Genomic DNA, 14,014 nt, shown 5'->3' on the forward strand with positions numbered 1-14,014 from the left:
CGGCTCCGATACACAACAGAGCTGGTCGAATAAATCGCGCCGCTCCAGACGTGACAGCGAACGCAGCCGATCAAACAGCAAACGATCAACCGCCTGGGCGGAGGGGCTCAGCGTGTGGGAAAACGTCAAGTTAGCCACCCAAGTGTGACCACAAGCTACAGAAGAACGTTGGCAATACAACCGAACAAACTCCAAGGACAGTTCATCGCGAGAGAAATTCGCCCTTTCTCACTGCGTACTTTGCAATAGACACGCACTATTATCCCCTCCAAAAGCACGTGTCTTTTTTATCATCGCCGCTAACAAAACCAAGCAATCAGTTGTCAGGAAGCTAGCCCCCCATCACGCCCACGCTTCAAGTTCTTGCCAAGTCTTAAACTCCTTCAGCTTCTTTTTCCCCCATCCATATCCCCGTGATATCTCAGTGTCCTCGTACCAAGAAGCTATCGTTATTACGCCACCACTCCTATCCTTTATCGGAACAACAAAAAAATTGTCAAACGCTTCATCTTCATCCAATCCTCCATTACTGCCTAAAAATGTTTGAACACCCCGCAATTTTTGCTGGATTTGCTCAATTGACAAATCAACCGGAACACCGGTAATTTCTAAATCGCCTGAATCCGCAGAAACAAGCTCAAAGGTACCAAGTCGGCTATCCATTAAAGCACTCCTCAACTTAATTCAGACATTTCCGTTCCCGACGGATCGGCGTTATTTCTCATCTTTACACAGCCATTTTCGTACTATCAGCCCATCCTTTTTTCGCCACCATCCGAATGCAACTCTGGCATTGATAGATCACAGGCGACCATCATTTTTCGGTTGATGAATCACATCGTAAAAAGCCTTATCCGGCGGATCTGAAGCCCTATCCTCCGCAGGTTATGGCAACTTTAGTTGATATTCCACACGATTTTTTCAACCCTTTTAAAACTGAAAACCTCTCCTTCTACGAGCTATAAATTATTTAGAATTTCAGCATCCTTACTATTTTCCGGCACCCACTTTGAAACAAGCACGAAACGGCCCATGGTTATAACTCCCGCAGCAGAAAACTTAAACAATCGCACTTGCCACACACATCAACACTCATGCGCCAGATCGCCAAAAATTTTGCAATTGACGACACAATACAAGTAAATCACTACTTATCTTTAAAGTGTTTTTTAAAACCCTCAGAATCAAACTTATAGTTAATAAATATTTCCTGAGAAGCTGAATTCTTGCCGACACTTACGTCATCACCTTGAATTTCAATATCATATTCGACACGCGTCTTAGAAACTCTTGCAAAGTTCAAAATCTCGCATTTTTCCCGCTCTTTTATTCTCTCCAGAATTTCAGCATCTGTGCTGTTCTCTGGCACTGGCTCTACAAAAGAAATGGTGGTTGTCATGGTGTTATCTCCTGTTCTAGACAGACTATGAAAACAATGTTCCAGACATTGCCTCCCTCCTATCATCAAGCAAAAAACACAAACACCACCACTGTCATAAATGACAGTTTTTTAGAACAACTTAGAATTACATTCATAGCCAAAAATTAAATACGACGGTGCTTCCTACGCGCATCGACATTCTCACCACCTTACACCCTGATCCGCTCGCAACTGCTCGTTCACTTGTAAAAACAACTGACTGATCGGCCGTATTTCATTGTTGGTGTAAACCCGATCGACCTTCTCAATATCGCCAAACCCCGCCGCGTTTTCCGGCATACCCCCCGCCAACGCCGGATTCATTCGCCAAGCCGCGATCACATCGTTGCGGGTGATATTTTTGATGCGTTCGAATTCGTCTTTCGTCGCGATATCCCCACCGGGATGATCTGAATCGCCTTGTCGCTGCCCCTGGGAATGTTGACGAACAGCGACCTGAAATTTCCCACCCCTTTGCTACCGGCAATTTTCGCCTGCAGCGCTTGTTCGTCCGCTTCCGACAGGTTCGGGTCGTTGGTGTAGAACACAAATCCGGCATGGGCACCGTTGTTGAAGTAGCGCCGACGAAACAGCGTCGCCGGAATCGATGCCACGCGCCTGGCGCTGCTGGCACAAGCCATCGCCGACGTCAGCAAGTAGATCCAGCTACACAAACCTCTGTGGGAGCGAGCTTGCTCGCGAATACGGAGTGTCATTCGACAGATATGTTGACTGATACACCGATTTCGCGAGCAAGCTCGCTCCCACAGTTGTTTTTGCGCGCCCTGCGGCCATCTGTCGCATTATTTTCAATTAAAAGTCTGAATGTCATTTTTCCTGCTGTATCCTGCGCAGGCTTTCAAGAAGCGCGGATCTACCAGATCTATCAACAGACTTAGCGAGGAGCGCAACCATGCACGAGATTCCTAATCTCCCCTTCCCAAGCCTGCACGTACCTGAGCAGACGACCACGCAACAAGCCGGCGCCCAACAGCCCGAGCCGAAAGAAGCCGTTGAGAGCCGCCAGGCCGACAGCGAAGAGTAAAACCCGCCGTACAGACCGTGTGGAAAGCGCTAAGATGCGCTTTCCACACTGCCTGAAACCGAGCCCGCCATGACCGACGAATTCTCTGAAAGCCAAGCTGCCGTCCTGATCGGTGCCACCGAGAAAATGATCGAGATCTGGAACCGCCTCTCCCCGGAAAAACAGGCCGCCCTGCTCGCCCGTTTCGGCAGCGAAGAAAACGCCCTCGCCGCCCTCGTCACCACGCAACTGGTCGCCCCGGCCAAACCCTGATTCCACCACCCGGCAAATAGTTTTACTTTTCCCCGCCCCTGGCTCGTTCGCGCCGGTATCATAAGCAGCCTATCTAATCCTGCTTTGCCGTGGATCGTTACCCATGTCGTTCTCCAAGTCAGAGCCCCAGCGCCCCCTGGCGGTCACGCTGCAAGTCGTTTCCATCGTCCTCTTCACCTTCATCGGTTATCTCAACATCGGCATTCCGCTCGCGGTGTTGCCGGGGTATGTCCATAGTGATCTGGGATTCGGCGCCGTCATCGCCGGGCTGGTAATCAGCGTGCAATACCTCGCCACCCTGCTCAGTCGCCCGTACGCCGGCAAGATCATCGATAACAAAGGCAGCAAACTGGCAGTGATGTACGGCCTCGCCGGTTGCGGCTTGAGCGGCGTGTTCATGCTGATTTCGGCGTGGACACCGAACCTGCCGATGCTCAGCCTGATCAGCCTGTTGATCGGTCGACTGGTGCTGGGCAGCGCCGAAAGCCTTGTCGGTTCCGGTTCAATCGGTTGGGGCATCGGTCGCGTCGGCGCGGCAAACACCGCCAAGGTGATTTCCTGGAATGGCATCGCCAGCTATGGCGCATTGGCGATCGGCGCACCGTTTGGCGTGTGGCTGGTCGGTCAGTTGGGTTTGTGGAGCATGGGCGTCAGCATCATGCTGTTGGCCATTATTGGTTTGTTACTGGCTTGGCCGAAAACCGCCGCGCCGATTGTGGCCGGTGAGCGCCTGCCGTTCATGCATGTACTCGGCAAAGTGTTCCCCCACGGCTGCGGTCTGGCGCTGGGCTCGATCGGGTTCGGCACCATCGCCACCTTCATCACCCTGTATTACGCCACCCGGCACTGGGACAACGCGGTGTTGTGCCTGAGCCTGTTCGGCGCCAGTTTCATCGGCGCGCGACTGTTGTTCGGCAACCTGATCAACCGTCTCGGCGGCTTCCGCGTAGCGATTGCCTGCCTGTCGGTGGAAACCCTCGGCCTGTTGCTGCTGTGGCTGGCGCCGGATGCACATTGGGCGCTGGCCGGGGCGGCGTTGAGCGGCTTCGGTTTCTCGCTGGTGTTCCCGGCGCTGGGCGTGGAAGCGGTGAATCTGGTGCCAGCCTCCAGCCGTGGTGCGGCGGTCGGCGCCTATTCGCTGTTTATCGACTTGTCACTGGGGATCACCGGGCCACTGGCCGGGGCGATTGCCGCGGGCTTCGGTTTTGCTTCGATCTTTCTGTTTGCCGCCATTGCCTCGCTGAGCGGTCTGGCGCTGAGCGTGTACCTGTACAAGCACACCGCGAAGTACCGCGAAGACTAGAAATCCACCTTGCCACGCCCGGCCTTGATGCTGCCGCGTTTGGTTTTCGATTCGAGTCGGCGCTTCTTTGAGCCCAGGGTCGGTTTGGTCGGACGGCGTTTCTTTTCGACTTTGGTGGCGCTGAGAATCAGTTCGACCAAGCGCTCCAGCGCATCGGCACGGTTGGGCTTCCTGCGTGCGGTATTGCTGAGCCTTGATGATCAGCACGCCATCACTGGTGATGCGACTGTCACGCAGCGCCAGCAGCCGCTCCTTGTAGAACTCGGGCAAGGACGAGGCCGGAATGTCGAAACGCAGGTGCACGGCACTGGAGACCTTGTTGACGTTCTGCCCACCGGCGCCTTGCGCGCGGATGGCCGTCAGTTCGATCTCGGCATCCGGCAGATGCACGTTGTTGGAAATCACCAGCATGGAAAAGCGTCCGTATTCAGAGGGTGCAGGATACCGCGAAACTGTCCGAACCTCCGATCCCCCTGTAGGAGTGAGCCTGCTCGCGATAGCGGTAAGTCAGATAAATATTCGTCGACTGATACACCGCTATCGCGAGCAGGCTCACTCCTACAAGGGATTGTGTAAACCCCGGAAACGACAAACCCGGCACAGGCCGGGTTTGTCGTTTTTTGCGTCAGCGCTTACTTCGAAGCGCTGGCCGCGTGCAGCGCCTGCTGCGCGCCGCGCTTGTTCTTGATCACGTAGCAGACCCACATGAACACGACCCATACCGGAATCGCGTAAACCGAGATCTGGATGCCCGGGATCAGCAGCATCACGCCGAGGATGAACACCACGAACGCCAGGCAGACATAGTTGCCGTACGGGTACCACAGCGCCTTGAACAGTGGCGTCTGCTGCGTCTTGTTCATGTGCTGGCGGAACTTGAAGTGCGAGAAACTGATCATCGCCCAGTTGATCACCAGGGTTGCCACCACCAGCGACATCAGCAGTTCCAGCGCCTGTTGCGGGATCAGGTAGTTGAGCAACACCGCCACCAGAGTGACCGCTGCCGACGCCAGGATCGAACGCACCGGCACGCCGCGCTTGTCGATTTTCGCCAGCCCTTTCGGCGCATCGCCCTGCTCGGCCATGCCCAGCAGCATGCGGCTGTTGCAGTAGGTGCCGCTGTTGTACACCGACAGTGCCGCGGTCAAAACCACAAAGTTGAGGATGTGCGCGGCGGTGTTGCTGCCGAGCATCGAGAACACCTGCACGAACGGGCTGCCGCTGTAGGAATCGCCGGACGCATTGAGGGTCGCCAGCAGGCTGTCCCATGGAGTCAGCGAGAGCAGGATCACCAGTGCACCGATGTAGAAAATCAGGATGCGGTAGATCACCTGATTGATCGCTTTCGGGATCACGGTTTTCGGCTTGTCCGCTTCAGCGGCGGTGAAACCGAGCATTTCCAGACCGCCGAAGGAGAACATGATGATCGCCATCGCCATCACCAGACCGCTGACGCCGTTGGGGAAGAACCCGCCGTGCGACCACAGGTTGCTGACCGAGGCCTGCGGGCCGCCATGGCCACTGACCAGCAGGTAGCTGCCCAGCGCGATCATGCCGACGATCGCCACGACCTTGATGATCGCGAACCAGAATTCGGCCTCACCGAAGACCTTGACGTTGGCCAGATTGATCGCATTGATCAGCACGAAGAATGCAGCGGCGGTGACCCAGGTCGGGATGTCCGGCGCCCAGTAGTGGATGTACTTGCCGACCGCCGTCAGCTCCGACATGCCCACCAGAATGTACAGAATCCAGCAGTTCCAGCCCGACAGGAAACCGGCGAAGCCGCCCCAGTACTTGTGCGCAAAATGACTGAAGGAACCGGCCACCGGCTCTTCGACGATCATCTCGCCGAGCTGGCGCATGATCATGAAGGCGATGAAGCCGCAGATGGCGTAGCCGAGGATCATCGACGGGCCGGCGGATTTCAGGACCCCGGCCGAGCCGAGGAACAATCCGGTACCGATCGCGCCACCGAGGGCGATCAGTTGAATGTGGCGATTTTTCAGGCCGCGTTTCAGCTCGCCTGATTGCGAGGGTTGTCCACTCATGAAAAAGGTCTCACGCAAGGTTTGATGATGTTCAGTAGACGTTGCTGCAAGGTTGCGATTTCAGGCAGCCCCGATCAAACCCCAGCGAAGGCACCAGGAGTTCAGCTTATTTACAACGGTCATGCGTCACCTGTTTGTTTTTATCTGTGACGAAATCGAACCCGACGCGCTTGTGGCGCGGCGGAGTGAACAAGGCGGATGGCCTTGAGGTTTGCGCGATTACGCAGAGGGTCACAGTTAAAACGCGGCGCATTGTACACCGCTAACCCCCTGCTGCCAGACCCCGCTGGATCAGCGTGGCGCTTGCCGGGATTGCGTGGGTCCGCCTCGAGACACTCGGGCGGCTGCAAAAATTGAGTCAGGCCTTTGCAGGCCATCGACGGGGACGAGCGAAAAACCACCCCACGGAGAGAAGTGAAGATCAATCACGGCGTTCATTGCGCCTCCTTCTTGTTATGCACCTGCACGACAGGCATGAGGCGCATCTCACCCTGCAAACGATGCTGAAACAAGCGCGCCAGAGCCTTGCGCGATGCCTTTGTGGCCGGCCTTCGGCAGGTTTTCCTTACAGCTTCGGCAAGGGGGTAAATCCACTGGGCTTTACCGGAGTTTTCGTAAACTTTTCTTTACGATGCGTAACGCAGATTTTCCATTTCGGAAAATTCTGTAGGACGTCTGCAAATTGACGGTAGCAAGCTTGCTAATGAAAGTTGCCGTTTAGTTTTTTGTTTTCAAATAAGAAAACCGTCGTTTAAAAACAGAATAAAAAGTTTATTTAAATTTTAAATAAATAATTTTTTGCATTACAAAACACCCTGAACTAGGTTCTTCACGTCTTGCCGGCCAACTCGACCGGCCAGTCACAACCGTGAAAGTCATCTAGGAGATCGACCATGCAAGCACTGGAAAAAGACTTGGATACCGAACTGCAACTGGACGAATGGTTTGAAGCACCGACCCATGAGGCGGCCGTGGAAATGATGCAAGCCGACGCGGTGGTTCCGTTCGGCACGGCGATGTGGCCTCTGTAAGACATCCCGGGCAGGCACGATCCAGCCGGTCGTGCCTGCCGCTTTCTTCACGGTCAGTCAGGGAGGACTCATGGATAAGCCCCGCGCGATCTCGCATTTCCTTTACTACCTCGAACATCACCCTGCCCTTGCCGGTCTCGACTCGGCGAAGGTACTGCTCGGCCACACCGCCGATTACGAAGCCCTGACCGGCGCCATCGCCGAACAGGCCGGCGACCACCCGAAATTCAACTTCAGCGCGCGCCGCCTGGACCTGGAAAGCACCGCCACGCTGACTGCAGCTATCGCCGACAGCGATCTGTACATTTTCTTCTACGACTCTTCCACCCTGCCCAACCCACGCCCCGACGGCCCGGAGTTCGTGCGCGCCCTGCAAGGCGTGATGGCGGAAAACTGGAAGAAATCGCTGCTGTTCAAGGATTACGGCGACTATTTCTACGACACCTTCAGCGTCACCCCGCAGCGTATCGCCGGGCTCAACAGCCACTTGATCCAGCGCATGTCCCAGGCCACCACGCTGAGCTTCACCGATGAGCATGGCTCGCGGTTCGAAACGCCGCTGAACAGCATCAAGAAGTGGACCGACATCAACGGCGTCGGCAACTTCGACCTGGCCCCCGGCGAAATCGCCACCCACAGCGAAGCCATCAATGGTCATGTGAAATTCAAGGGCACCTTCCTCAGCACCATCCCGTTTGCGCGCAAGTACGGCGTGCTGGAGTCGCCGCTGGAACTGTGGATCGAGAACTCGACCATCAGCCGCATCGCCACCGATGTGCCGGGGTTGGAGCATGATTTCAACAAGTACCTGGATGCCAACCCGTCGAACCGGCGCATCGAGGAGTTGGGCATCGGTACCAATGAAGGGGTGAAAGATCTGTATGCGCGCAATGCCGGTTTCGAGGAACGCCATTGCGGCCTGCACCTGGGCCTCGGCGGTGGGGCCAAGGGCAGTCATCATCTGGACCTGATTTTCTCGGGCGGGGTGCTGGCGCTGGATGACAAGCCGGTGTTTGATGGGCGGTTTGTGTTCTAGCCTGATTTTTCTTTATTGAAGCCACTGGCCTCTTCGCGAGCAAGCCCGCTCCCACAGTAGGATTTGTGTACGACGCAGATCCACTGTGGGAGCGGGCTTGCCCGCGAAGAGGCCAGCTCAGACGCTACATACCTTTCGCCAGACGAAAAAAAACGCCAACCCTGCGGTTGGCGTTTTTCATTCAGACGCTAAAGCCGATCACTCCGGCTTCTTGCGACCGAAACCTGGACGCTGACCGGAACCGGCCGGAGCACCGCGACGCTTGCCCGACGGCTTGTCGCCGTCGACCAACTTGATGCCCGGACGCTTCGGCGCAGGCTTGGCCGGACGCTTGTTGGTGGTGTCGGCAGGACGATCCGCCACTGGCGTACCACGGCCGGCCGGCGCACGACCTTCGCCACGTTCGGTGCGACCGTTGGCCGGACGCGGTGCGCGCTCGCCATCACGGGCCACTGGCTTGCGCCCCGGACGCTCGCCTTCGATCTGCGGCTCACGGCTCGGACGCGGACCGGTCGGCGCGCCAGCGGCTGGACGCAGGGTACGCACGCGCTCGGTCTTGGCCATCGGCCGCGACGATTTGCGCTGCATACGCTCCAGCTTGTCCTTGCTCTTGGCGTTGAGTTGCGGCATCGCCACCGGCGTCAGGCCGACTTCAGCGCTGAGCACGTCGACTTCGTACTGGCTCATTTCGCGCCAGCGGCCCATCGGCAGGTCGGAGTTGAGGAACACCGGACCGAAACGCACGCGCTTCAGACGGCTTACCACCAGGCCCTGGGATTCCCACAGACGACGAACCTCACGGTTACGGCCTTCCATCACCACGCAGTGATACCAGTGGTTGAAGCCTTCGCCACCCGGCGCCTGCTGAATGTCGGTGAAACGCGCCGGGCCGTCTTCCAGCACCACGCCGGCCTTCAGGCGCTCGATCATTTCGTCGTCGACTTCACCGCGTACGCGCACGGCGTATTCACGATCCATCTCGTAGGACGGGTGCATCAGACGGTTGGCCAGTTCACCATCGGTGGTGAACATCAGCAGACCGGTGGTGTTGATGTCGAGACGACCGATGTTGATCCAGCGGCCTTCTTTCGGACGCGGCAGCTTGTCGAACACGGTCGGACGGCCTTCCGGGTCGTCACGGGTGCAGATCTCGCCATCAGGCTTGTTGTACATGATCACGCGGCGGACCGACTCGGCAGCCTCTTCGCGCTTGATCACCTTGCCATCGATGGTGATCGCGTCGTGCATGTCGACGCGCAGGCCGAGGGTGGCGTCTTTGCCATTGACCTTGATCCGGCCCTGGCTGATCCAGGCTTCGACGTCACGGCGCGAGCCGACGCCGATACGGGCGAGGACCTTCTGCAGCTTTTCGCCTGCTGGGCCGATTTCCTGGTCGTCTTTCTGATTGATGTCACTCATCTGGGCACCTCCCGGTGTGGTCTGTTCAGGCGGCGCCTGAAGCATTGAAATCTGGTTTTCGGGCGAAGGGATCGCCGAAGGGTCGCGAATCATACGCGGATGCGCGCCATCGCGCATCAGAGACTAGCTGATGGTTTGCTACTTATTTCTTTTTCCGCCGACCGGCGCCACCAAGTTTGATCAGGCGCAGCGCGGCTTCGGCCAGCACCGTGCGCTTGTCGTCCTTGTCGAGTTTCTTCCAGGCGCGGATTTCGCGCTTGCTGCGGCCACAGCCGAGGCAGATGTCGTCGGTGAATTTGCAGAGGCTGATGCAGGGGTCTTTGGTGGAACTCATCGAATACTCCAGAACGACACTTGACCCTGTGGGAGCGGGCTTGCTCGCGAATGCAGTGTGTCAGGCAATACATGAATGTCTGACACACCGCATTCGCGAGCAAGCCCGCTCCCACAGTTGTTCGTTATCAGTCCTCGAATTCGCGGCGTTCGGCCTCGATGGCTTCCGCCAGCGCGCGGGCCTCGGCTTCTTCTTCGCTCAGTTCAGGCTCTGGCGCCGGTTGTTCGAGGGCGGCGACGGCGGCCAGGAGCTTTTCACGGGCTTCGGCAACGCCAAGAATGTCCTCTTGCGGTTCGGCTTCAGGCTCGGTCTCAAGTTCAACTTCAATCGCCGGCTCGGCGGTCTCGGTTTCAAGCTCAGGCGGCTGCGCTTCGCCATCCGCGGCATCCCGCAACAGATCGTCGAAGTCGGTTTTGATCCCCTCCTCCATGCTGTCCAGTTCCAGCAACAGCGAGTGGAAACTGGTTTCTTCCTTCGGCTCTTCCGGCTCGGCGCTGGCATCGGCCAGTTCCTGCAGGCCCTGCGGCACCGGTGCGTCGTCGAATTCGAGCACCGGATCGGTTTCCATCTCGCGCAGTTCGGCGAGCGGCGGCAGGTCTTCGAGGTTTTTCAGGTTGAAGTGATCGAGAAACGCCTTGGTGGTGGCGAACATCGCCGGTTTGCCCGGCACGTCGCGGTAACCGACGATGCGGATCCACTCGCGCTCGATCAGCGTCTTGACGATGTTGCTGTTGACCGCCACGCCCCGCACGTCTTCGATCTCGCCCCGGGTGATCGGCTGGCGATAGGCGATCAGCGCCATGGTTTCCAGCAGCGCACGGGAGTAGCGCTGCGGGCGCTCTTCCCACAGACGGCCGACCCACGGTGAAAACTTCTCGCGGATCTGCAAGCGGTAGCCGGAGGCGACTTCCTTGAGCTCGAACGCGCGGCCCTCGCAGGACTTGGCCAGCAGGCTCAGGGCTTTCTTGAAGACCGGCGGTTCAGGGCGCTCGCCTTCTTCGAACAGTTCGAAAAGGCGTTCAAGCGATTGCGGCTTTCCCGAGGCCAACAGAAAGGCTTCAAGCAGGGGCGCCAGCTCGCGGGGTTCAGTCAGGTTCATGTTTCGACTCGTTATTCGGCTCGGGCTCGCACGTGGATCGCGGCGAACGGCTCATTCTGCACCAGCTCGACCAAGGATTCCTTGACCAGTTCAAGGATCGCCATAAAGGTCACCACCACACCGAGGCGACCTTCCTCGGCAGTGAACAGTTCGACGAACGGCACAAAACCACCGCCCTTGAGCCGTTCCAGCACATCGCTCATGCGCTCGCGGGTCGACAGCGCCTCGCGGCTGACCTGATGGCTCTCGAACATGTCGCCCCGGCGCAACACCTCGGCCATGGACATCAAAATCTCTTGCAGCGCGACATCCGGCAACAGCTTGCGCGCCCGGGCCTCCGGGGCGTCAAGCTTGGGCACCACCACATCGCGGCCGACCCGACTCAAGCCGTCGATACCTTCGGCGGCAGCCTTGAAGCGCTCGTATTCCTGCAAGCGCCGGATCAGCTCGGCGCGCGGGTCGTCCTCTTCTTCTTCGACGGTTTCGGCGCGCGGCAGGAGCATCCGCGACTTGATCTCGGCCAGCATCGCGGCCATTACCAGGTATTCGGCGGCCAGTTCCAGGCGCACCGACTGCATCAGCTCGACATAACCCATGTACTGGCGGGTGATTTCCGCCACCGGAATGTCGAGGATGTTGATGTTCTGTTTGCGGATCAGGTACAGCAGCAGGTCGAGCGGGCCTTCGAAGGCTTCGAGAAAGACTTCCAGCGCATCCGGCGGGATGTACAAGTCCAGCGGCATTTCCATGACCGCCTGGCCATAGACCATGGCAAACGGCAGTTCCTGCTGGGCGCCGGCCTGGGGATCGACAACGGTTTCCACTGCGGACATTCAGGCCTCGACCATGAACGGCGCGGGGTCGCCGCAACCGACGCGGATCACTTCCGGGTCGTCGCCGGTCAGGTCAATCACGGTGGACGCCTTGATCCCGCCGAAACCGCCGTCGATGATCAGGTCGACCTGATGTTCAAGCAATTGGCGCATTTCGTACGGATCGCTCAGCGGGTCTTCATCGCCGGGCATGATCAGGGTCACGCTCATCAGCGGCTCGCCGAGTTCGGCCAGCAATGCCAGAGCAATCGGATGACTCGGCACCCGCAGGCCGATGGTGCGTTTTTTCGGGTGCAGCAGCAGCCGTGGCACTTCGCGGGTGGCGTTGAGAATAAAGGTGTAAGGCCCCGGCAGATGCGCCTTGAGAATGCGGAAAGTGCCGGTGTCGATCTTGGCGTAGTTACCCAGTTGCGACAGGTCGCTACAGATCAGCGCGAAGTTGTGCTTCTCGTCGAGCTGACGCAGACGTCGCACACGCTCGATGGCCGTCTTGTCGCCGATCTGGCAACCAATGGCGTAGGAAGAGTCCGTGGGATAAATCACCACCCCGCCCTTGCGGATGATCTCGACTGCCTGTTTGATCAGGCGCGCTTGCGGGTTTTCCGGATGGATCTGGAAAAATTGACTCACATTCTCTACCTGTTCAGACGGCGGCAATATCTGTGTCATGTTTGAACCGACACCACAGGGGTGGAAGGTCCTCGGGAACCGGCCGGTACTGGCCAATCTCGGACCAGCCTCCAGGGCCATGGAAATCACTGCCGGCGCTGACCAGCAGACCGAACTCACGGGCAAGGATTGCCAGGCTGCCGACCTGTTCCGCGGGCTGATGGCCATTGACCACTTCGATTGCATGCCCGCCCGCTTGAATATAGTCGGCAATCAGCTTTCGGCGCTTGCTGCGGGTGAAATCGTAGTGCCACGGATGCGCCAGACTGACCCACGCCCCCGCGGCGCGCAGGGTGCCGACAGTGTCTTCCAGGGTCGGCCAGTGCTGTTTGACGTCACCCAGCTTGCCGGCGCCGAGCCATTTGCGGAATGCTTCGGCACGATCCTTTACAAAACCTTCACGCACCATCCAGTCAGCGAAATGCGGGCGGGCTGGCGCATTGCCGCTGTCGCCCAGTTCCTGCTGAATCTGCCGAGCGCCTTCGAGGGCACCGGGCATACCTTTGAGGCCAAGCTTGCGGCTTATCTCTTCCGACCGCAGCCAGCGGCCATCGTGCAATCGGGCGATGGCCTCGACCAGTGGCGCGGCGTTGACGTCGAAACCGTAGCCCAGCACGTGGATGGTCGCGCCGCCCCAGGTGCAGGACAGTTCGACGCCATTGACCAGTTGCATGCCCAGTTCTTCGGCGGCGCTGCGCGCTTCGGCGAGGCCTTCGAGGGTGTCGTGATCGGTCAACGCCAGGACTCGCACGCCGTTTTCGAACGCACGCGCAACCAGAACCGCAGGCGCCAGGGCGCCATCGGAGGCCGTGCTGTGGCAGTGCAAATCAACATTCACGGGGAGTTGTAACCTCAAATCAGCTGGCGCTATCGCGCGCCCATATGTTTGTTATTATGCCGCCACATCCAGCTTCTGGCTCTCACTGTGAAACAATTCATCGATTTCATCCCGCTTCTGCTGTTTTTCATCGTTTACAAACTTGATCCGCGGGTCGTCGACGTTGCCGGCCATGAAGTGACTGTAGGCGGTATTTACAGCGCCACCGCGATGCTGATCATCAGCTCCCTGGTGGTCTACGGCGCGCTTTTCATCAAACAGCGCAAGCTGGAAAAGAGCCAGTGGCTGACCCTGATCGCCTGTCTGGTTTTCGGCAGTCTGACCCTGGCCTTCCACAGCGAGACCTTCCTCAAATGGAAAGCTCCGGTGGTCAACTGGCTGTTCGCCCTGGCCTTTATCGGCAGCCACTTCATCGGTGACCGCCTGCTGATCAAACGCATCATGGGCCACGCGCTGACCCTGCCGGATCCGGTCTGGACCCGTCTGAACATCGCCTGGATCGCTTTCTTCCTGTTCTGCGGGGCTGCCAACCTGTTCGTGGCATTCACCTTCCAGAGCATCTGGGTCGACTTCAAGGTGTTCGGCAGCCTGGGCATGACCTTGCTGTTCCTGGTCGGTCAGGGCATCTACCTGTCCCGCCACCTGCACGACGCCGATACCACAACGCCAAAAACCGAGGACTGA

Annotated in this window: 15 protein-coding genes and 3 pseudogenes; 6 read left to right on the forward strand and 12 right to left on the reverse strand. The window is 58.1% G+C overall.

The features are described 5' to 3' along the window. Positions 1 to 18: 18 nt before the first annotated feature. The 4 genes and pseudogenes from JFU48_RS30175 to JFU48_RS29175 form a co-directional block, all read right to left on the reverse strand. Positions 19 to 257, reverse strand: a pseudogene (locus JFU48_RS30175) (ogr/Delta-like zinc finger family protein); the annotation flags it as partial. 85 nt (positions 258 to 342) lie between these two features. Beyond that, a complete protein-coding gene (locus JFU48_RS29165; protein WP_201138419.1) occupies positions 343 to 663 on the reverse strand; it encodes a hypothetical protein in 321 nt (106 codons plus the stop codon). A 484-nt stretch (positions 664 to 1,147) separates the two neighbouring features. Continuing rightward, entirely contained in the window at positions 1,148 to 1,399 is a 252-nt protein-coding gene (locus JFU48_RS29170; protein WP_201138420.1) for a hypothetical protein, read from the reverse strand. Between the two features lie 183 nt (positions 1,400 to 1,582). After that, positions 1,583 to 2,019 (reverse strand): annotated as a pseudogene (locus tag JFU48_RS29175) (phage portal protein); the annotation flags it as partial. Between the two features lie 314 nt (positions 2,020 to 2,333). Here JFU48_RS29175 and JFU48_RS30250 point away from each other — a divergent pair. The 3 genes from JFU48_RS30250 to JFU48_RS29185 all read left to right on the forward strand — a co-directional run bounded on the left by JFU48_RS30250 (position 2,334) and on the right by JFU48_RS29185 (position 4,020). Then, positions 2,334 to 2,465 (forward strand): hypothetical protein, encoded by a 132-nt coding sequence (locus JFU48_RS30250; RefSeq protein ID WP_256214475.1) that lies wholly within the window; start codon positions 2,334 to 2,336, stop codon positions 2,463 to 2,465. Positions 2,466 to 2,534: 69 nt separating this feature from the next. Next, entirely contained in the window at positions 2,535 to 2,717 is a 183-nt protein-coding gene (locus JFU48_RS29180; protein ID WP_003222790.1) for a hypothetical protein, read from the forward strand. A 103-nt stretch (positions 2,718 to 2,820) separates the two neighbouring features. Continuing rightward, on the forward strand, positions 2,821 to 4,020 hold the full coding sequence (locus JFU48_RS29185) for an MFS transporter (RefSeq protein ID WP_201138421.1): 1,200 nt from the start codon (positions 2,821 to 2,823) through the stop codon (positions 4,018 to 4,020). Here the strand turns inward: JFU48_RS29185 and arfB are convergent. Then, positions 4,017 to 4,431 (reverse strand): annotated as a pseudogene (arfB, locus tag JFU48_RS29190) (alternative ribosome rescue aminoacyl-tRNA hydrolase ArfB). The gene JFU48_RS29185 and the pseudogene arfB sit on opposite strands and share 4 nt — an antisense overlap. A gap of 221 nt (positions 4,432 to 4,652) precedes the next feature. After that, complete coding sequence (locus JFU48_RS29195; RefSeq protein WP_103522224.1) at positions 4,653 to 6,071, reverse strand: amino acid permease; 1,419 nt, start codon at positions 6,069 to 6,071, stop codon at positions 4,653 to 4,655. A gap of 893 nt (positions 6,072 to 6,964) precedes the next feature. On the opposite strand from JFU48_RS29195, the gene JFU48_RS29200 reads away from it, so the two are divergent. Both JFU48_RS29200 and JFU48_RS29205 read left to right on the forward strand, forming a co-directional pair. After that, positions 6,965 to 7,102, forward strand: coding sequence for a hypothetical protein (locus JFU48_RS29200; RefSeq protein ID WP_003222780.1), 138 nt, complete (start codon positions 6,965 to 6,967; stop codon positions 7,100 to 7,102). 70 nt (positions 7,103 to 7,172) lie between these two features. Continuing rightward, positions 7,173 to 8,138, forward strand: coding sequence for a leucyl aminopeptidase (locus tag JFU48_RS29205; protein ID WP_201138422.1), 966 nt, complete (start codon positions 7,173 to 7,175; stop codon positions 8,136 to 8,138). A gap of 198 nt (positions 8,139 to 8,336) precedes the next feature. On the opposite strand, the gene rluB is transcribed toward JFU48_RS29205, so the two are convergent. The 6 genes from rluB to JFU48_RS29235 all read right to left on the reverse strand — a co-directional run bounded on the left by rluB (position 8,337) and on the right by JFU48_RS29235 (position 13,330). Next, the gene (gene rluB, locus JFU48_RS29210; RefSeq protein WP_003222775.1) at positions 8,337 to 9,557 is read right to left on the reverse strand and encodes a 23S rRNA pseudouridine(2605) synthase RluB; all 1,221 of its coding nucleotides are present in this window, start codon (positions 9,555 to 9,557) and stop codon (positions 8,337 to 8,339) included. 142 nt (positions 9,558 to 9,699) lie between these two features. Continuing rightward, positions 9,700 to 9,891 carry a DUF1289 domain-containing protein gene (locus JFU48_RS29215; RefSeq protein ID WP_003222773.1) on the reverse strand — a complete coding sequence of 64 codons (192 nt, stop codon included), beginning with the start codon at positions 9,889 to 9,891 and terminating at the stop codon, positions 9,700 to 9,702. A 127-nt stretch (positions 9,892 to 10,018) separates the two neighbouring features. Beyond that, positions 10,019 to 10,990 carry an SMC-Scp complex subunit ScpB gene (gene scpB / locus JFU48_RS29220; RefSeq protein WP_201138423.1) on the reverse strand — a complete coding sequence of 324 codons (972 nt, stop codon included), beginning with the start codon at positions 10,988 to 10,990 and terminating at the stop codon, positions 10,019 to 10,021. Between the two features lie 11 nt (positions 10,991 to 11,001). Continuing rightward, positions 11,002 to 11,700, reverse strand: coding sequence for a segregation and condensation protein A (locus tag JFU48_RS29225; RefSeq protein ID WP_177434745.1), 699 nt, complete (start codon positions 11,698 to 11,700; stop codon positions 11,002 to 11,004). Between the two features lie 123 nt (positions 11,701 to 11,823). After that, complete coding sequence (locus tag JFU48_RS29230) at positions 11,824 to 12,453, reverse strand: L-threonylcarbamoyladenylate synthase (RefSeq protein ID WP_007966016.1); 630 nt, start codon at positions 12,451 to 12,453, stop codon at positions 11,824 to 11,826. A 13-nt stretch (positions 12,454 to 12,466) separates the two neighbouring features. After that, the gene (locus JFU48_RS29235) at positions 12,467 to 13,330 is read right to left on the reverse strand and encodes a PHP domain-containing protein (RefSeq protein ID WP_003222765.1); all 864 of its coding nucleotides are present in this window, start codon (positions 13,328 to 13,330) and stop codon (positions 12,467 to 12,469) included. Positions 13,331 to 13,417: 87 nt separating this feature from the next. Here JFU48_RS29235 and JFU48_RS29240 point away from each other — a divergent pair, with 87 nt between their 5' ends. Continuing rightward, entirely contained in the window at positions 13,418 to 14,014 is a 597-nt protein-coding gene (locus JFU48_RS29240) for a septation protein A (RefSeq protein WP_003222764.1), read from the forward strand.

Origin of the sequence: Pseudomonas sp. TH49 (genome assembly GCF_016650625.1) — a bacterium.
Lineage (GTDB): Bacteria > Pseudomonadota > Gammaproteobacteria > Pseudomonadales > Pseudomonadaceae > Aquipseudomonas > Aquipseudomonas fluorescens_H.

Excerpts from the sequence above, each read along its gene's own strand:
- JFU48_RS29165 (WP_201138419.1), bottom strand. The coding sequence starts at position 663 with ATGGATAGCCGACTTGGTACCTTTGAGCTTGTTTCTGCGGATTCAGGC.
- JFU48_RS29170 (WP_201138420.1), bottom strand. The coding sequence starts at position 1,399 with ATGACAACCACCATTTCTTTTGTAGAGCCAGTGCCAGAGAACAGCACA.
- JFU48_RS30250 (WP_256214475.1), top strand. The coding sequence starts at position 2,334 with ATGCACGAGATTCCTAATCTCCCCTTCCCAAGCCTGCACGTACCTGAG.
- JFU48_RS29180 (WP_003222790.1), top strand. The coding sequence starts at position 2,535 with ATGACCGACGAATTCTCTGAAAGCCAAGCTGCCGTCCTGATCGGTGCC.
- JFU48_RS29185 (WP_201138421.1), top strand. The coding sequence starts at position 2,821 with ATGTCGTTCTCCAAGTCAGAGCCCCAGCGCCCCCTGGCGGTCACGCTG.
- JFU48_RS29195 (WP_103522224.1), bottom strand. The coding sequence starts at position 6,071 with ATGAGTGGACAACCCTCGCAATCAGGCGAGCTGAAACGCGGCCTGAAA.
- JFU48_RS29200 (WP_003222780.1), top strand. The coding sequence starts at position 6,965 with ATGCAAGCACTGGAAAAAGACTTGGATACCGAACTGCAACTGGACGAA.
- JFU48_RS29205 (WP_201138422.1), top strand. The coding sequence starts at position 7,173 with ATGGATAAGCCCCGCGCGATCTCGCATTTCCTTTACTACCTCGAACAT.
- rluB (WP_003222775.1), bottom strand. The coding sequence starts at position 9,557 with ATGAGTGACATCAATCAGAAAGACGACCAGGAAATCGGCCCAGCAGGC.
- JFU48_RS29215 (WP_003222773.1), bottom strand. The coding sequence starts at position 9,891 with ATGAGTTCCACCAAAGACCCCTGCATCAGCCTCTGCAAATTCACCGAC.
- scpB (WP_201138423.1), bottom strand. The coding sequence starts at position 10,990 with ATGAACCTGACTGAACCCCGCGAGCTGGCGCCCCTGCTTGAAGCCTTT.